Below are 18,437 nucleotides of genomic sequence, written 5' to 3'. Positions count from 1 at the left end.
TTTTACTCAGATAAAAATATGGCAATCACATTAGCCAAATATTTTGCTCCAAATACTAGGATTGCGTTTATCATGATATTCAATACGAAGTTCATCGATCTGACGCAGTGACTCTTGAGCGGAAGCGAGATCTCCTGCATCAAGCTGCGAATCAATTTGTTCTAGCGTTGTCGATAGCTTACTAAAACCTTCAATATAAGTATCAACTTTTTCTGGTGGGTAATTGCCTTTCTTAGCTTGCTCAACAAGCTGTAACATATTATCAATAGGTGCTTTCATACTATCGACACTTGTTGCCTGGGCAGCTTGCTTAAACTCGAGCTTCATTTGCTTCATGGTTGCTTTCAAGTCAACGTCTGATGCAAAAACCTGAATCGAAAGCATCAGTGTTAAGGCAAAAATGATTTTTTTCATTTTAAATTCTTAGTCGGTTAAAGTGCAGAGTAATAGTGCACTTTACCAAACTAACGACCTTGTTGCTCGCTTATTACCTTGATCAATGGAAACGCTCTTTTCCATCCATCATCAAGCATATCGACAAAATCTGGATGCGTATCAATCATTACTTTTAAGGTGACAGATTCTTGGTTAGGGATAATCTGGTAATGTTCCTTTGTTCCTATCCATTTCTGCGCCGTATCGCTATCAATATCTTTGACATTTTCCGGATTAGAAATTGCTACATGAGTGTATTGAATCTCTCTGTTGGTATCTATTTTGTCGATTATGGCGCGAGTCCCCCCAAAATCTGGGTCGAAAAAGCAAATATTGCTGCCCTCTTTCCACTCTCCTTCGAATTGAGAATGCGGTGAGAAAGCCTTAGCCCATTGCTCATATAGCGCCTTTTCCGTTAATACTTGCCAAACAACCTCAGGGGTCGCCAATACTTCAACTTGATACGTTCGAGTTAACATCTCTTTGCTTCCAATTAAACTGTGTCAATAATAGTTATAGTCGATGTAGGCATAATTTAGTTGAAAATCATCAAACTAGATACCAAATGATGCCGTAACTTATCTTTCCTTTTGCATGATTTATATATTGGTCGATACTTATGGAGAAGCCATTAAGCGACATATAAATGAAGAAACGACATTATTCTCTGAGTATTCACATCACGAGCTTATTTCTGGTGCTAACGACTTTGGTTGGCATTGTTCTTATTGGTATTAGTTATCATCACTCACAAGAACTGTTAGCTGTGAGTGCGAAAGAATTAAGTAATGAAAATAGCCGCAAGCTCGAATCGACCTTCAAAGTACGTGCCGGTCCCATTTTAACGACCCTCGATTTTATGGCGTTAAGCGCCGTCATTAAAGAGCGTACACCGCCAGTTAAGGCAAAACGTTTCTTAGCTTCAGCCAATTTAATATTTGAAAGAAATCAGGGCCTTGTTGCTTTATTCTATGGTAACGAACACGGCGAATTTTTTATGCTTCGCCCACTGCATGACGAATCGTCACGAGAACGGTTTGAAGCGCCCCCCAACGCAAGGCTCATGATCAACTTCACCAAGGCAGAAGGGTTAAATGAATTTCACTATTTAGATCATGATTACAATCGTGTTGGATACAAAAAAACCAATGACAACAAGTTCGATCCTCGTGTACGACCTTGGTACATCAACGCAGATGCCGACGGAGAAATACGTCTTACCGAGCCCTATTTTTTCTATTTTTTGAAGACAAACGGCGTGACATTGTCACGCAGGTCAGCTGACGGTCAAGAAGTGGTGGCAGCAGACTTCACACTTTCGTCACTCTCGAATCAAATCGCTGAACTTAGTTTGTCCAAAACCACTCAGGTAGCTTTGTTTGACACCCAGTTCAGACTCTTGGCACAGCATCAATCCAATATAAATTTGGATCAAGAGATAGAGTCCGTTCAACAAGCGGTCAAAAACAGCTTGTTTGAACCCATTTTAAACCGACACAGCACAGAAACTTTGTATGAAGTCATTGAAAGAGATGGCAACACTTGGTCAGTCACATTGACCCCAGTATGGTTAAACGAACATGTCCGACTTCTACTTGCAGAAGCTATCCCACAAGACGAGTTGCTCGGTGATTTACTGTCCATGCGAAACAGGCAAATTAGTGTGGCCGTAACCATGCTAGTGGTGAGTTTTCTAACCGTTTGGTTTGTTGCCACTAAATTATCCACACCGCTGCACAACCTAGTCCAACTGACCGACAATATTGCTCGTTTTGATTTCAAAAAGACACGCTACCCAAAAAGTTTAATTCGCGAGGTGTCTAACTTAACCAAATCAATAGAATTAATGGAGCACACGCTGCACGATCTTCTGAGATTATTGCGTGAGACAGCCAGTAACAAAGATTTCTCTATTTTGGCTAAAACCATCACTCATCAAAGCTATCTTGTTACACGTGCTGAAACTATTGTCCTTTTCTCTGTTAATGAAAAAGAACGCAGTTTTGAGATCATGGCCAATCACGCCATCATACCGTTTAAAATCGATGTTAATGAATTTCTTAAAGATACCGCTTGGCTCGAAAAAGACTTACGACAAGGCGAAATAGTCCATTTGAATCGCAGTGATAATGCGCTTAAGAAATATATTGATGATTTTTATAACTCAGATGTCTACTTTTTCCCTTTGCTTAACAGAGAGTCTCAGTTGGTAGGGGTATTGCTTCTTGGGTATGAAAGAGCCATTACAAAAGAACAAAGCGATAAACATGCTTTCCTAAAAGAGCTGCTAAGCTTTGCTGAAATAGCCAAAGAAAACATTCATCAAATGGAACAGCAAAAAGATATGATGAATGCATTTATCCAGCTTATCGCCTCAGCAATCGATACGAAATCACCGTATACGGGCAGTCATTGTCAACGCGTACCGGAACTGACCCAAATGTTAACTAAAGTCGCCCATAACGACCAAGGTTACTTTCCTCAGTTTTCAATGACAGACGAGCAATGGGAAGAGCTCAAGCTTGCAGCCTGGCTTCACGACTGCGGAAAGGTAACCACGCCGGAATATGTGATAGATAAAGCGACTAAGCTTGAAACCATTTATGACAGAATCCATGAAGTAAGAATGCGATTCGAGTTACTCAAAGTTCAAGCAGAAGCAGACTATTGGCAAGGTATGTATCATGGCGGCGATGCCACTGCATTAAAGCAAACCCTAGAAGATACTCAATCTATGTTGGACAGTGAATTCGAGTTTGTTGCCGAGTGCAACATAGGTAGTGAGCAAATGGATGAAAGTGCCATTGAGCGGCTCAACAAAATTTCACAAAGGCAATGGAAAAGAACACTCGACGATCAAGCTGGCGTATCTTGGATAGAAAAACAACGCGCGGGTGAGCGGCAAACATTGCCGGTCATGGAACCAATACTGAGCGATAAGAAAGCCCATGAGATCCCTTGGACTAAGGGTGAAAGTCCACAAGATGTCTGGACAGAGCAATTTGTACTCGAACCGGGCAAATTGAAATACCACCGTGGAGAGATCTACAACCTATCGATTCGTTATGGAACTCTCAATGATGAAGAGCGTTTTATGATCAACGACCACATCATCCAAACACTGACGATGCTCGGCTGTCTTCCCTATCCTGAGCATCTTAAAAATATCCCTGAAATCGCAGGAGGACATCATGAGAGAATCGATGGTAAAGGCTATCCTAGGGGGCTCAACGAGGATGAACTCTCCATTCCAGCTCGTGTTATGGCGATCGCAGATGTATTCGAAGCATTAACGTCTAGCGATAGGCCGTATAAAAAAGCGAAAAATCTTGCCGAATCCCTCAACATAATGACCCATATGGCAACAAGTGGGCATATTGACCCTAAGCTTTACCTGCTATTTCTAGAGCATGAAATAGACCAAGACTATGCCAAGATGTTCTTAGACGCAGAACAAATCGTTCCTATCGACCGAGACAGTTATATTCAAACCGTCAAAACGCATTTAAAAACACAATTTTAGACTACCACGATCGATAATCAGCACTGATTTAATACCTTTACTGACTGTTAGTGGGGGGCTCTTAAATGGCAGAAAACACCAAATGTGCCAATAATCAGTCAATATTTAATCGATTGCTTTCACAAAGGTTGATGTCTAATCAATAGTCATGGACAATGTGCTGCCTTATTATGATTTATCTCGTGGCTCGAAATAATTCATTTCTAGCTATCAGACTAATAGGCATGACCAATTATCAATTTTGAATTGCCGTTGGTAGGGTTGGCTCTCTGAGTTCACTGTATAAACGACATATGATAACTACCTCGTTTCTAAGGGAAAGATGATGGTAATACCAGAAAACAGCAGCATCGTTATTTTTGGTGCTTCGGGAGACTTGACGTATCGTAAGTTGATCCCTGCTTTGTATCACCTTTATGCGAGTAAGCAGCTTCCAACAAACTTCGCCATACTTGGTGTCAGCCGCACTGAATACAGCGATGAGTCTTACCGCGAAAAACTGAAGCACTCTCTTCAGGAAATGGAAAAAACTGAACCTGCAACGCTCGATGCGTTTATAAACCATCTGCATTACCAAGCTATCAATACCTCAGATACCGCGGACTACAGTAAACTGGTAACCCGCCTCGACCAACTCTCTCAACAGTATGATTTCGAACAGCGCAATACGCTTTTTTATCTTGCGACGCCTCCAAGCTTATACAATGTCATTCCAGCAAGCCTTGCAGCGCATGGGCTAAACAAAGAAGAAGACGGCTGGAAGCGGTTAATCATCGAAAAGCCCTTTGGCTATGACCTTGAATCAGCGCAAAAACTCGATAAAGAGATCCATGGTCACTTTGAAGAGCATCAAATCTATCGTATCGACCACTATTTGGGCAAAGAAACGGTTCAAAACCTACTGGTCTTTCGTTTTTCAAACGCCATGTTCGAGCCTCTATGGAACCGCAACTTCATTGACTATGTCGAAATCACTGGGGCTGAATTTTTAGGTGTTGAAGAACGTGGCGGATATTACGACGGCTCAGGCGCAGTTCGTGATATGTTCCAAAATCACCTACTCCAAGTTCTTGCTATGGTAGGAATGGAGCCTCCTGCACAAATCAATGCCGATTCAATGCGAGACGAAGTCATCAAAGTGCTTCAGTGTCTTAAACCACTTGATAAACAAGCGCTAAGAAATGATTTAGTCCTTGGTCAATACACAGCATCAGATGTACGTGGTCAACATCTAGTCGGGTACCGCGAAGAAAATGGCGTGGCCGATGACTCTCGAACTGAGACTTATATTGGTCTCAAAGCCTACATCAATAACTGGCGTTGGAATGGCGTTCCTTTTTACGTTCGTACTGGAAAACGACTACCGACCCGAGTCACAGAAGTGGTTATCCACTTCAAACAAACGCCTCATCCTGTTTTTGGTCAAAATGCACCAGAGAATAAGTTAGTTATTCGTATCCAGCCAGATGAAGGCATTCAGATAAGCTTTGGTCTTAAAGAGCCAGGCGCAGGATTCAAAGCCAAAGAAGTGGCGATGAACTTCCATTACGCGGATTTGCCAGAAACACAAATGCTCACCGCCTATGAACGCCTTCTCCTTGATGCGCTTAATGGCGATGCGACCCTATTTGCTCGCAGCGATGCCGTCGAAGCATGTTGGCAATATGTCCAGCCGATTCTAGACTTCAAACAAGATCCACAGGCCCTATTTGGCTATGCATGTGGCACATGGGGTCCGAAAGAGTCAGATGAGCTGCTAAAACGTGACAACAGAGCTTGGCGCTTCCCATGTAAGAATTTAACAGATACGGATTATTGTGAACTATGATCAACCATAAGATCTTCCAAACCGCGCAACAAGTAGTGGAAAGCTTAGCTGACGACCTAAAGGCGCTTAGCGAACTCAATCGACCTGTGCACATTTCGCTATCAGGCGGTAGCACACCCAAAATGTTATTTAAGCTCTTGGCAACCGAAGCCTATTCAACATCGATTGAATGGAAAAACCTTCATTTCTGGTGGGGCGATGAACGTTGTGTGGCACCTGAAGACAAAGAGAGTAATTTTGGTGAAGCGAATGCCCTGCTCTTTAGCCAAGTAGATATCCCGGCTGGCAATATTCATCGCATTCGTGGTGAGGAAAAGCCAGAGCTCGAAGTCGAGCGATTTGCCAAGGAAATGGTTGAAGTCATACCAACCGAGAACGGCACGCCTGTTTTTGACTGGATCCTCCTTGGTGTCGGCGCTGATGGTCACACTGCTTCCCTATTTCCAGGCCAGACTAACTACCAAGAGGAAAAGCTATCTGTTTTAGCTTCCCATCCAGAGTCAGGCCAGATCCGCGTCTCTAAAACCGCTAAAGTTTTACAAGCGGCCAAGCGTATCAGCTACCTTGTACTTGGTGCTGGAAAAGTAGAGATCGTTCATGAGATTCATACCACTCCCGCAAACGAACTGCCCTATCCCGCAGCCAAAATCCAGTCGCAAACTGGAAAGACGGAGTGGTACCTAGATTCAGACGCAGCAGAAAAGATCGCGTAACGCGAGCGTCCATTAAAAATTGGAGAGAAATAATGAAAGGTGATATCGGTGTTATTGGTCTGGCGGTAATGGGCCAAAACCTTATCCTAAATATGAATGACCATGGCTTTAAAGTGGTGGCGCATAACCGTACTGCTGCAAAAGTAGATGAGTTCCTACAGGGTCCAGCAAAAGGCACCAACATTGTCGGCGCGTACTCCCTTGAGGAGTTGGTCGAAAAATTAGAAGCACCACGTAAAGTTATGCTTATGGTACGAGCCGGTGACGTCGTAGATAAGTTTATTGAAGCACTGGTTCCACTGCTAGATAAAGGTGACATCATCATCGATGGTGGTAACACCAACTACCCAGATACCAACCGTCGTGTTGCAGCACTTCGTGAGAAAGGTATTCATTTTATCGGAACGGGTGTATCAGGCGGTGAAGAAGGCGCTCGTTTTGGACCATCTATCATGCCAGGCGGCACACCAGAAGCTTGGGAAGCAGTAAAACCTATCTTCCAAGGCATCTCTGCAAAAACAGATGCAGGCGAGCCATGCTGTGATTGGGTCGGTAACGATGGTGCTGGTCACTTCGTTAAAATGGTTCACAACGGCATTGAATACGGCGACATGCAGCTGATCACCGAAGCTTATCAGTTTATGAAAGATGGTTTAGGTATGTCTGCTGATGAAATGCAAGCAGTATTTGCTGACTGGAACAAGACTGAGCTAGACAGCTACTTAGTTGAAATTACCGCAGATATTCTCGGCTACAAAGATGAAGATGGTGAAGCTCTGGTTGAGAAAATCCTCGACACTGCAGGTCAAAAAGGCACGGGCAAATGGACGGGGATCAACGCGCTTGATCTTGGTATTCCACTCACTCTTATCTCTGAGTCAGTATTCTCTCGCTGCCTATCGGCACTGAAAGACCAACGCGTAAAAGCAGAGAAGCTGTTTGGTAAAACTATTGAACCGGTTCAAGGTGATAAGCAAGAATGGGTTGATGCCCTTCGCCAAGCACTGCTTGCTTCTAAGATCATCTCTTACGCACAAGGCTTCATGTTAATGCGCGAAGCATCCAATGAAAACGGCTGGGATTTGAACTACGGTAACGTAGCCCTAATGTGGCGTGGTGGCTGTATCATTCGTTCTGCATTCCTAAGTAATATTCGCGATGCATTCGAGAAGAACCCAGAGCTTGCATTCCTGGGCTCTGACGATTACTTCAAAGGCATTCTACAAAACAGCCTCGCCGCTTGGCGTAAAGTTGCTGCCAAGTCTCTTGAAGCTGGTATCCCTATGCCATGTACAACGTCTGCCCTGACTTTCCTAGATGGTTATACCACTGCTCGTCTGCCAGCCAATTTACTTCAGGCGCAGCGTGATTACTTTGGCGCTCATACTTATGAACGCATTGATCGCCAGCGCGGTGAGTTCTTCCATACTAACTGGACGGGAACTGGCGGTGATACAGCGTCAACCACTTACGACGTCTAATTAAGCATCTCAAAACAGCCAGTCATATAACTGGCTGTTTTTCTATTGAACGTTACCCAGATAAAAACCTATCAACCGATCCTTTGCTTTAAAAGACACCTCCAGCTCACCCATAGACACAAATCATTAACATTTTGATTTGATTATAGATCATAAAAGTTCACGTTAGTTTATTATCGATCATTCTAAACCTAATAAACCTCCGCGCCCTAACGAAAACAAATACAAGGACTTGTGCAACGAAAAATACTGTAATAGACGGGTGTAAAAATGGTAACAATCGAACTTGAGGACTTAGATGGACTCCTACCAATGCTGGGCGAAATGTGCATGATCAGCGATGTCGAGCTCTACTATAAGGGTCACTTCCTTTCAATAAAAGAGGTAAAGGTTCTTGTTGCCAACATAGAGCAATCCGGTCATATTCATACGGTAGAAACACATTACTAAGTCACACTGAAGGGCGACCAAAGCCTTACCTTCCCAATTATATAAAGCAAACCTGTTATTACTAAAGAGGTGTTGGAAACGCTAACTTCTACACCGGACTTTGCTCTTCCACAGACTTTATTGTTGGTTTAACAAGAAACCATATAAGACAAGCCATTAACCTTAACCCACTAATTACTCGATAAAAATGAATAACGAACTAATAAGCAAGCTCGAACAAGCGGGACTCAAGAGCACCAAAAACGAGCTCATATCAAAAATAGAGCAGGCAGAAAGGGAGGTTATTCTCCAAGCGTTAATTCAAAAAGCGAAACAAATTTCGTTCTCTCTAGAGTCGGTCGAAGCACAATCGGTAGTGACAGCATTGAGCGCCTTTACAACCATTCCCGATGGCCCATCGGCAGAGCGAGCACTTGAGCACTACAGCCAACTCAATGACGAGCAACAATTGGAGTATAGGCAGCAAATATACGCTCAGTTTATTCACCAATCATCCATGTTTAAAAAACTTATGCAAAAAAGCTGATAAAAGATTACGGCCTAAATCGGCTGCTCGTTTCTGTAGCTGGTTACTACTTGATGCAAACGTGCCAAATCAAACGGCACAACGGCTTTGTATTGCCTGAGTCTTAAACATTTCTTTTTGCCAGTTAGGCCGAATATTACTCTAATCATTTAATTGAATTGGTTTAATATTAAAATAAACAACTGGTTAACAAACATTCAGACACCTCTTTTTAACACTTTACTTCGTGAGTTGGATCACCATAACGTATAAATGTCGTGATAATTATTTACAAAATATATAGCCTTGCGTTTCCATGACAGACAGAGGTAACGCACAAGTGAGTGATACTCAAAATACGTTAACAGCGAAAGCAAGCCCGTGGACATCCTACGATACTCAATGGGTACTAAGCCTATTTGGCACCGCCGTCGGTGCAGGCATCCTATTTTTGCCCATCAACTTAGGCATAGGTGGCATAGTCCCACTCATTATAATGGCCATACTTGCTTATCCGATGACTTACTTGGCCCACAGAGGGTTTACTCGCTTTATTCTTTCTTCTCGCCGAACCGATGCCGACTTTACTGATGTCGTTGTTGAACATTTTGGTCCAGCTGCAGGACAAGGTATTTCTCTTCTTTACTTCCTCTCAATTTTCCCTGTTCTGCTGATTTATGGTGTTGGTCTTACCAATACAGTCGATAGCTTTATGGTTAACCAAGCAGATATGGCCTCGATGCCGAGAGCTTGGCTATCTGGTGTTCTGGTTGCTGGATTGATCGCCATCATGCTCGCAGGTGAAAAAGCCATGCTGCGGACATTCTCAATCATGGTTTATCCACTGGTCGCTATTTTGCTGTTTTTATCTGTCTACCTGATCCCTAGCTGGCATGTGCCAGAACTGGTTATGCCGGCAATATCCGATTTAAGCAGCACTCTATGGCTAGCCACTCCCGTCGTGATCTTCTCATTTAGCCATGTTGCCGCTCTGTCTTCGTTTGCTAATGCTCAGCGCAGACATTATGGCGATGAAGAAGCCACACCCAAATCAGAAGTGATCGTTCGCCGCACTAACCTAATGCTGATTGTGTTTGTGATGCTATTTGTAGGCTCTTGTGTACTGACTCTTTCCCCAGAGCAATTAGTGGAAGCTAAGGCTCAAAACGTATCCGTACTTTCTTACCTAGCCAATGCCACAGATAACCCATTTATCGCAACACTTGGCCCAATCGTTGCCTTTATTGCTATCACATCCTCTTTCATCGGCCACTTCTTGGGAGCACGTGAAAGCCTGATTGGTATGCTGACCAAAAGCACGCCGCTTTCTTATCGTCAGGCGCATGCGATTTGTATCCTTGCACTCTTCTTAAGTATCTGGGCGGTATCGATTATCAACCCGAGCATCTTGGGTATGATGGAAGCGCTATCGGGTCCAATTATTGCGATGATTTTATTTATCATGCCAATGATCGCTGTCTACAAAGTAAAAAGTTTGCACATGTATAAAGGCAAGCTCTCGACTTTCTTTGTACTTGCAACCGGAGCCGTCGCGGTAAGTGCATTAGTGTTTAAGCTAGTGCAATAGTTCTGACTTTCAATCTGAAGAACACAACGCAAACAAAAAAGGACTGATAGTTTTCAGTCCTTTTTTATTCAATCGGCGAACTTCGTAAGAGTCATTCAAATACTTGATAGTAGCGCTGAACATTAGTGGTTATCATTCCCCAGCGGGAAGCTTTGACTCGTTCTTGGTGATAGTCAAAAGCGGCCCTATCAATAAACTCCTCATAAACATCAAAACGCAGAGGATTTTTTGGATTTTCAGTCACTTGAAGAGTGATGCACCCTCCCTCTTCTAACGTTAGACGTTTGTGGTTGGTGAGCTCACTCTTAACCAAACCTAATTCTGATTCAGGGACCAAAATAAAGCCCTTTAAAACAACTTTTGACATAAATTATCCAAAACATGTCAGTACTTTGAAACAAACTTGGCAGTTTATCCAGCTCTGGCGCCATTGGGCATAGGCATTTCTGGACAAGCTAAACACGGCAAGAGTTTGTCTTCATAACCAATGTCGAACAACATACCTTGCGAGACTTCACCAGCCATTTTCCTCTCCGGCAAATTCACCACAAACAAAGCTTGCTTACCTTCAATGTCCTTTGGGTTATCACGTTCTTGTTTAATACCCGCGAGAATGGAGCGGGTATGATCGCCAAAGTCCACAGTAAGCCTCATCAATTTATCAGACTTAGCCACCTCACTGACCTCACGAATAAGGCCAACCCTAATATCTACTTTCGCAAAATCATCAAAACTAATCAGCGGTTTTATTGGAGCATGTTCCATACTTTTATCTCGAAGAAACAATATGAGTGGCACAAAGCTTATTGCCAGCAGGATCTCGCAAGTAAGCCAAATACAATGTCCTCCCTCGGCTTTCACGTATACCAGGAGGGGCTTCACACGCTGTACCGCCATTTTCTAGGCCAGCGGCATGCCATGCCTCCACCAATTCAGGGCTGCTGACTTTAAGCCCGATTGTAATTCCATTGCCATGAGTGGCTTGCTCGCCATTAATTGGGTTAGTAATACCCAACACACCATCTTTTGTTACGTAAAGGCAGCGGCCTTTGTCATCCATCACACCTTCTGAATATCCAAGAACGGCCATCACGGCATCGTAAAAAGTCTTGGATTGATTAATATCATTTGCGCCGACCATAACATGACTGAACATTACTATTCCTTTTTTAGCTATGAAGTTAAAAATACTGTTCAATATTAAGCACATAATATCTAGTGCTTAGAGTGAAAGTAAAGTTACCAACTATGAGAAGCATGCTTTTTTGATGTGGGCTATTTGGATATGTCTACACTTTTTCATGTCGCTATTCATATTAAAACCTTTTGTCCAAGGCAACGACTTGAAATTCATCTTCGTAAAATATTTTGAATAACTTGTCACACTTTAAAACTCGAACCTGAATTCCATGTTCGTTTAAAAGCGCCACTAAATTATACATCTCAGACACAAAATACTGTGCAGTCACCTTAAACCAAGAAATGGCGTCGTCTGGCCAATGACTCGATGACCAAGGTGGGCAGGGTAACTCTTGATTGAATTTGGCGAATATGTCTGAAACGATATCTTCCTCATAAGGTGCCAATAGCCCTTGCTCTCGAAGATACTCAACTTCGGTAAAAGGCCCGTGCATCTCCCTTGGGCTTTGACCATCAGAGCCAACGACAAAACGAATATACACTTTAAATACCACATTACTAATCAGGGGAATACCTGATGGGACTTTAACGGGCTTTTATTACAATGGCTACCATTTTGAACATTACTCACAAAGTAACAGTAAGGTCTATCAGGCAAAAATATAATCAGACTTTTTTTAGATACAGTGACTACAGGCAGAGCCAAAGTGGAACTTCCTTTTACCGGAAAGGAGGAACTTTTAAAGCAAGTTGAAAATAGAGACTCCTCAAAAAATTATATTTTAATGATAAACGATCCTAATATGGGGCATGCTTATACCGTTGATATTCCCGCTCAATCAAAAGAGAATACAAGAGTTTACCTTTATCAATCAGATGCAGGTCTTGGTGTAACAAGCGAGTTAAGTTTGTCGGACTGGATGAGCGTGAAAGGCAAGCAAGCGATAGCTCTTGACCGTTTAATTGATGCTATTGATGAATTTAGAGCTGGGGTATGTAATCAACAGCTCATCGCCGATGTCTTTGATATAAATTCCGACCCAAATGCTATTCATTCAGAGAAACAAACTAAATTCGGAGAGGAAATAAAATTTTCCATGGATGCATATGAGCCTAGTAATGTAAAGCTGAATATGGATATGATAGAAAGTAATCTGTACTAATTCAGGCCTGATCTGACAGGCACCCACTTTTTCAACTCGATGCCTGTCAGATTAACCCTAGGCTAGTTCTTTTCTACCCCTATTTAGGGTTGATAGTCATCTTGGGGTGATGGCATCATGGCTATAAAGAAAAAACGCCTCACGAAATTAGGATTACCGGATTGGCGATACGCAACGATAATAGGGTGTGGCTTCTAAGCTAATTTGTTGTCTACGTGCAGTTGTCATGCGTGTTCCTTCTTGTAATACGCTGACTCTAGTTCACACCATTCGCTTAGAAAAGCCCACATTCCTGTTTCAAGAGTTCCCTACTTTTTAGATGTAATCGATTGGTTTGTTAGTTATCGAAAGACGTTTCTTAGGGTGTCTGTCCTATTAATTTTTTACTATTAATTTTTTATTAAATTTGCTTGTTTTTTTGTTAATTCTAGGCCTTCCGTTTTTCCATAGGCCCGCGTTTTCATTTTGGGTATGTCGCCATCATCAATTAAGATTATCGATGACATTGGTTTGCCCAAAAGTTTATTCCTAAGGTTTAGTATTCCCTGAAGCATCCCTTTTCGTATTTCCCCAAACATTGGGTTGTTTTTTTTCACGGGGTGTGCAAAATCCATTAACCGAATTTTAGATTCATCCCCCCTTTGCGTATTTTCTGCGAGTAGCAAACTCGAAGCAATGTAAACGGTGTCAGTCCCTTCAATATATTTATATATGTTATCAAGGTCGATGATCGGTTTACTATTTACCTGATAGGGCTCGCCATTAACGAACGAATCCATTGTCTTTTTACCTTTCAGGAGACCCAACGTCCCGATCTTTTTCACTCCCCCTAGGAATTTTTTTCTCTTTTTTTCCATTTATCTTCATACCTTTATCCCATACCTGCTTGAATCACTAGCGGTATCGAGTATTTTAGTTTTAAATTTTTTCCAGACAGCGCCTGAAGGACTTTTATCGCGATTCCCAATCAACTCATCTGTATTTCCAGTTATCCGTCCAATTTTAAAGTCGTGTAGAGTTATATGTTCACCACCCATATTTTCCATCTCTACAAAGGACTCACGATGTTTTTGAGCTTTACTGAAGAACTTTTATAGTTCTTTTTTTTCGGTTGACCCGTCAGGAACCTTCATAGCAGACCATGTCGGTTCTTCCGCCTCATCCATCTCTTCTTTTATTTTGTTAACTTTCTTGACGTACTCAGGGGTATCAAATTTAAGGGTTTTGATTATTAACGGAAATACCTTTTCCCCGATGCCGCCTTCCTTTAGCCTTTTGTATTCGCTATATTCATTTTCCTCCACCCTTTTTAGTATCGATTTTTTGTAACCATCTTTTTTGATCATAACGTTATCATGTCCAGCAAATTGAGCGACCGCATATTGTAGCGACGTTCCGCTGTTCCCATGGCGATTATCCACAAGCTCAAAACCTTGGTTCTTGATACTTTTTTTCTGAGTAGCTGAATTAACACTAGCTCAACCTTTACTACCTTTCGACTTCTCTATTTGTGCATACATATCTCAAACCTTTTCTAATCGGACTTTATCGATTGTTATAGGCTTTATTTATTGTCTATAACAAATGGGCTAAAAGACGTTTTTAATGCCTTCTAGTTTTCGTTATGACGCTGGCGTCTATTATGTTTTTACTAAACAAGGGAAGTTATAGTGTATAACATACATATCGTATAATTTATATTCAATAATCACTATACCCTGCCCCCAGTGGTTTATGTTGACTGTTTAGGTGTCCATGTATCGCTTCCAAATCCAAGATGTTTTCCTCTACTAAATACTCCATTATTTGTATCTCGATAATTTATGAATGTTGATTTTACTAATGGTTGTTTACGGTTTTTTCGTTTCTTAATGTGTCTGTCCTACTAATTTTATTTTTTTGGCATATTTTTCTTCCTATTTTGTATTTGTTTGTTCTGCGCAACTTTTTCAGGACACTTTTCTAAAGGACTTTTCATAATCGATCGGTGACATATCGCCGTTAGTCGTATGTAGCCGATCTAAATTGTAATATCGCATATAAGCTGACACATCATTTTTCATTTTCTCTCGCGTTGATTGCGGTGCTTTTAGTAACCAGTCATGCGTCAGGCTACCAAAGAACCGTTCAACGAGCGCATGGCCCCAACACGCTTCAACATCACCCATGCTGGTTCTTATTTCATATTCTACTTCCCAGTTGTAAAGAAGCGTGTCTGTGTCACCTAAAGATGCAGTCGCCTTTGAAACGCTGCGCCTTCTTTAGTGTTTGCTTTGTCTTTTCCACTACCCCGCGTCCCCCCGCGCCTAGAAGGATCCTATAGGGAGTGAAGGCATGCGCGTCTCGCGGATTAACATGTTCATTTGTAGCCCAAGGTCCCCAAGTTCCGTCCACCCTAATCGCCTCCCCACGGGCGTTCATTCCTTTAGCTACTTTCACTGGGCTCGTAAGGACTGACGACATGTGATCATCGGTGACTACAAAACGTGCATGGTCGAATAAGTAGCTATCAAGTAGGTCTTTCATAGCTTCGTGTCTCTTGCCTTCGATTAAAACGTTTGAAGATGCGATAGCTTTGCATAATCGGTTTACGAACTGTGCGTAATGTTGTCCTCGAACTGTACTCCCTGCTACTGGAAGTCTTAATCTATCATCAGTGATTATACCCCCACGGCCAGCCATGACATGATCTTGTTGCCTGCTTCCGTTGTCATTGTCCTGCCATGCCCCGATCGTGTAGGTTCGTTCACCCAGGGAAACGATTTGTTCTGACTTCATCTGCTCTTTCTCTTCCATTTTTTCGTCCTCCGTCATCATCTGATCCGTCGCATGGTGAACCCCCAGCTCATGTGCTAGCATCCCAGCTAGCTGCCCATAGCTAGCACTGTTAACGTACCATGCCCCTATTTGTACTCCGATCCGAGCATCTTCGCCCACTGTAGTCCACGCAGGTTCAGTTAATCCCGACGCCACAGTGTTGACCGTTATATCGATATCCCCCCTGTCGTTCCTCACTGCCGCCGCCCCTGCCTGCCTAACCCATGCGAGCACTCTTTGTAATTTCGTGCGCCCTTCTTCAGTCAACCCTCCATTTGTCGATCCCAGTCTACAGTTCGTCTTAAGTTGTAGTATTGGTTTAGTGACATTCCTAAACTTTTTCCCTGCATCTTTTCTTACTTGCTTATACATATCTCAATCCTTCTTAACCTTGGCTTTCATTCATTGTTATCGGCTTCTTTCAGTTGCCTATACACGCTGGCAAAGACACTATTCACTTTATGTAGACTTTTTCATTAACATTGTTTGTTCTTTAACTGACCGTGTAGCTATTAATGAGCCACTTCCTTTCTTCACAAACTATCCACTTCAAACAGTGGCGAACTGATATTTCCAAAACGCTTTAACTTCACGCCCAAGCGCACTGTTAAAGCCTTGCTGTAGACTGGCTGGCATGTTCAAAATTACGCCCCCGCTTGCCCAACTGAGCCAACGTTTAACATACTGTGCGATACCCTTAATGGGGGTACCTTGCTCATAAAGCTGCCGAAGTTTGCTAAAGTGGTTTGCCCAAGTCTTCCAAGCGAGTGTTAAATTCCCCTTTGGCTTAGGGGTTATCCTGTATCCCAAAAAATCAAACCCTTCATTTTTGATTCTCCCTATGTAGGTTTTAAATGGATGCTTAGTTTGCTTAACCGCATGTAAGCAGGCATTCATCAGTTTTACAGCTACTCGTAACTGATATCGTGTTTTGCATAATATTATCCAGTCATCCATGTAGCGGTAGTAACGCAGACCACGAGGTTTACAGAATTTCGCCAGTGCGTTATCCATTTCTTGCAAGTAAATCGCACCAAGAAGAGGGGATAGCGGGTTTCCCTTATTCACCCCAATGGTCGAACTCTTCAGATCGCCATTGACGTTATGTAGCACACCAAGCATATTACGTATTAAATTAAGTACTCTGACATCACCAATTCGTGCTTTAAGTTGCTTAAGTAAAATACGGTGATTGATGGTGGCATAATACGAATTCACATCCGAACGGCAGACGAAACCATAACTTTTTACATGGCGAGAAATATCGGCAATGCATCCTTTAGTGCCTCCATTTCCTGCCACATGTTTACAGTGTGGAGACAAACTTGGCGCTAGCCATTCAGTTAGCACAATGGCCACCGCTTTTAGCACCAACGCATCTTGAGCGTGCCAAACTGCCATGCTTTGTCCATCTACCTTACAGGCTCTGCACGGTGAAAAATGATAGTCTCCGTCTAATAGCTGTTGTTGAATGACGGGTTTTAGCTGCGCCCAATAAAATCGAACATCCCAAACACTGTTGTTATGGTGGCTTTCTTTGCGCGCTTTGCACAACCAGCTATAGGCGCACTCCAGCGTTGCGTCGCTTGTGATAAGAGCCATTAGGTCATCGTTTTTGGCCGTTCGCGTACGCTTAATCATTAAATCTCCCCCTGCCCTGACCGCCATTTCACCAAGCTCAGTGGCATGTTGCTCTAACCTTGGGTCGTCGTTTACTGCTACACCATTGACTTCCATAGTTGGCTCTCGAATCGTGCTCAGTTATCCTGTGTTTTAATCCGCTTTACCTCCCTTGAGTACCTGTTTTATCTTGCTATGAGTTTACTTTAGGTCTGTTTTTGCATACTGACTTGGCGTAAATAGCCAAGTAGTCGGTAAAGGGCAGGTTTTGAAAAGTGGGAGTGAAAGCCCTACTGTAAATCAGCAGCTTTAGGTATTCGGTTTAATGGGGATAACTACTAATAAAGCGAGCTAATTCGCTCGCTTTATACTTTGATAGAGCTCAACCGCTTGGTAATCGCATGTTACTATCACACCTACTGGCAGGCGTTCGGGCTAGCTCATATCACAAAACTTAGAGCACTTTCTAAACATTTAAAGTCTTGAATACGCTGATGATGCTTTACCCTGTCTCCAACGATGACCAAGTTGACTGCTAACTGCTCACAGGCTTTTAGATCCCATTCTGCATCACCAAAGTAAGTTACTGGGTAATCAATAACTCTATTCATTTGGGACTTTGCCAACTCCATAATTTCTATACGGGAGTAGTGATCATTACAAGACATAATTGACAACTTCTCTACCTCAAAACCTGCTGATTCCAATTTAATCCTTGCGGTTTCTCCCCAGCCTCCTGTAGCAATAGAAACGACATACTTATCACTATTTAATAGATAAGCCACAAAGTTTTTGGCTCCTGGAACTTCCTTAGCAGGTGAAGCTTCAATGGCTTTTCGGATATTATGGATAAAGATAGGTTTAACAATACTCTCTAACTCAGCCAGTGAGTATTTGAGGTTTTGTTGTTCGATAAATGTTTTCAATATACCTCTATCAGTGACAAAGGGATAAGATCCCCAGTCAGTTGATATTTCAAGCCCTGTAGCCTCTAGCACAGCATCAAAAAAACACTGCTCATCCATTTCATATGACTGAAGTTGCGTTCCATCAATATCTAACATTACGTGATGATTCATTAAATTTTCCTTTTTATACTTATAACGCATTCTGTGTATTCATTGATGTCCATACAAGCTAAACCCCAAATCTGTTTTCACTATATGCCAACGCC

18 protein-coding genes and 2 pseudogenes are annotated in these 18,437 nt (G+C 42.5%); 8 read left to right on the top strand and 12 right to left on the bottom strand.

Annotation, left to right across the window (positions count from 1 at the left end):
• Positions 1–30 precede the first annotated feature (30 nt).
• Both FIV01_RS14790 and FIV01_RS14785 read right to left on the bottom strand, forming a co-directional pair.
• Positions 31–414, bottom strand: coding sequence for a cytochrome b562 (locus FIV01_RS14790; protein WP_152431782.1), 384 nt, complete (start codon positions 412–414; stop codon positions 31–33).
• A gap of 50 nt (positions 415–464) precedes the next feature.
• Entirely contained in the window at positions 465–914 is a 450-nt protein-coding gene (locus FIV01_RS14785; protein WP_152431781.1) for an SRPBCC family protein, read from the bottom strand.
• A gap of 167 nt (positions 915–1,081) precedes the next feature.
• Between FIV01_RS14785 and FIV01_RS14780 the strand changes: the two genes are divergently transcribed.
• The 7 genes from FIV01_RS14780 (at position 1,082) to FIV01_RS14750 (ending at position 10,523) form a co-directional block, all read left to right on the top strand.
• On the top strand, positions 1,082–3,958 hold the full coding sequence (locus tag FIV01_RS14780; RefSeq protein ID WP_152431780.1) for an HD domain-containing phosphohydrolase: 2,877 nt from the start codon (positions 1,082–1,084) through the stop codon (positions 3,956–3,958).
• Positions 3,959–4,283: 325 nt separating this feature from the next.
• Positions 4,284–5,786 carry a glucose-6-phosphate dehydrogenase gene (gene zwf, locus FIV01_RS14775; RefSeq protein WP_172971888.1) on the top strand — a complete coding sequence of 501 codons (1,503 nt, stop codon included), beginning with the start codon at positions 4,284–4,286 and terminating at the stop codon, positions 5,784–5,786.
• Positions 5,783–6,499 (top strand): 6-phosphogluconolactonase, encoded by a 717-nt coding sequence (gene pgl, locus FIV01_RS14770; RefSeq protein ID WP_152431778.1) that lies wholly within the window; start codon positions 5,783–5,785, stop codon positions 6,497–6,499. Before zwf ends, pgl begins: the two co-directional genes overlap by 4 nt.
• A gap of 32 nt (positions 6,500–6,531) precedes the next feature.
• Positions 6,532–7,980, top strand: coding sequence for a decarboxylating NADP(+)-dependent phosphogluconate dehydrogenase (gene gnd, locus FIV01_RS14765; protein ID WP_152431777.1), 1,449 nt, complete (start codon positions 6,532–6,534; stop codon positions 7,978–7,980).
• A gap of 270 nt (positions 7,981–8,250) precedes the next feature.
• Positions 8,251–8,430, top strand: coding sequence for a hypothetical protein (locus tag FIV01_RS14760; RefSeq protein ID WP_152431776.1), 180 nt, complete (start codon positions 8,251–8,253; stop codon positions 8,428–8,430).
• Positions 8,431–8,617: 187 nt separating this feature from the next.
• Positions 8,618–8,956 (top strand): hypothetical protein, encoded by a 339-nt coding sequence (locus FIV01_RS14755; RefSeq protein ID WP_152431775.1) that lies wholly within the window; start codon positions 8,618–8,620, stop codon positions 8,954–8,956.
• A 295-nt stretch (positions 8,957–9,251) separates the two neighbouring features.
• Positions 9,252–10,523, top strand: a complete 1,272-nt coding sequence (locus tag FIV01_RS14750; RefSeq protein ID WP_415846752.1) for an SLC5/6 family protein — start codon at positions 9,252–9,254, stop codon at positions 10,521–10,523.
• Positions 10,524–10,614: 91 nt separating this feature from the next.
• On the opposite strand, the gene FIV01_RS14745 is transcribed toward FIV01_RS14750, so the two are convergent.
• The 4 genes from FIV01_RS14745 to FIV01_RS14730 form a co-directional block, all read right to left on the bottom strand.
• Entirely contained in the window at positions 10,615–10,890 is a 276-nt protein-coding gene (locus FIV01_RS14745; RefSeq protein WP_152431773.1) for a putative quinol monooxygenase, read from the bottom strand.
• A gap of 44 nt (positions 10,891–10,934) precedes the next feature.
• Entirely contained in the window at positions 10,935–11,288 is a 354-nt protein-coding gene (locus FIV01_RS14740) for a tRNA-binding protein (protein WP_152431772.1), read from the bottom strand.
• Between the two features lie 4 nt (positions 11,289–11,292).
• Complete coding sequence (locus tag FIV01_RS14735; protein ID WP_152431771.1) at positions 11,293–11,679, bottom strand: VOC family protein; 387 nt, start codon at positions 11,677–11,679, stop codon at positions 11,293–11,295.
• A gap of 160 nt (positions 11,680–11,839) precedes the next feature.
• The gene (locus FIV01_RS14730; RefSeq protein ID WP_152431770.1) at positions 11,840–12,205 is read right to left on the bottom strand and encodes a hypothetical protein; all 366 of its coding nucleotides are present in this window, start codon (positions 12,203–12,205) and stop codon (positions 11,840–11,842) included.
• A gap of 114 nt (positions 12,206–12,319) precedes the next feature.
• Here FIV01_RS14730 and FIV01_RS14725 point away from each other — a divergent pair.
• Positions 12,320–12,826, top strand: a pseudogene (locus FIV01_RS14725) (cycle-inhibiting factor); the annotation flags it as partial.
• A gap of 389 nt (positions 12,827–13,215) precedes the next feature.
• Here FIV01_RS14725 and FIV01_RS14720 read toward each other — a convergent pair.
• The 6 genes and pseudogenes from FIV01_RS14720 to FIV01_RS14695 all read right to left on the bottom strand — a co-directional run bounded on the left by FIV01_RS14720 (position 13,216) and on the right by FIV01_RS14695 (position 18,342).
• A complete protein-coding gene (locus tag FIV01_RS14720) occupies positions 13,216–13,683 on the bottom strand; it encodes an inositol polyphosphate kinase family protein (RefSeq protein ID WP_152431768.1) in 468 nt (155 codons plus the stop codon).
• Positions 13,684–13,917: 234 nt separating this feature from the next.
• Positions 13,918–14,247, bottom strand: a complete 330-nt coding sequence (locus FIV01_RS14715; RefSeq protein ID WP_152431767.1) for a hypothetical protein — start codon at positions 14,245–14,247, stop codon at positions 13,918–13,920.
• A 528-nt stretch (positions 14,248–14,775) separates the two neighbouring features.
• Positions 14,776–15,012 (bottom strand): annotated as a pseudogene (locus FIV01_RS14710) (integrase core domain-containing protein); the annotation flags it as partial.
• A gap of 34 nt (positions 15,013–15,046) precedes the next feature.
• Positions 15,047–15,841: a hypothetical protein gene (locus FIV01_RS14705; RefSeq protein WP_152431765.1), complete on the bottom strand. Its 795-nt coding sequence runs from the start codon at positions 15,839–15,841 to the stop codon at positions 15,047–15,049.
• Between the two features lie 351 nt (positions 15,842–16,192).
• A complete protein-coding gene (locus FIV01_RS14700; RefSeq protein ID WP_152431764.1) occupies positions 16,193–17,380 on the bottom strand; it encodes a reverse transcriptase/maturase family protein in 1,188 nt (395 codons plus the stop codon).
• A gap of 323 nt (positions 17,381–17,703) precedes the next feature.
• Positions 17,704–18,342 carry an HAD family hydrolase gene (locus FIV01_RS14695; RefSeq protein ID WP_152431763.1) on the bottom strand — a complete coding sequence of 213 codons (639 nt, stop codon included), beginning with the start codon at positions 18,340–18,342 and terminating at the stop codon, positions 17,704–17,706.
• Positions 18,343–18,437 lie beyond the last annotated feature (95 nt).

The sequence above is a fragment of the Vibrio aquimaris genome, from assembly GCF_009363415.1.
Classification (GTDB): Bacteria; Pseudomonadota; Gammaproteobacteria; order Enterobacterales; family Vibrionaceae; genus Vibrio; species Vibrio aquimaris.
Note: the sequence above shows the minus strand (reverse complement) of the source record. Positions and strands in the feature narration are given on the sequence as shown.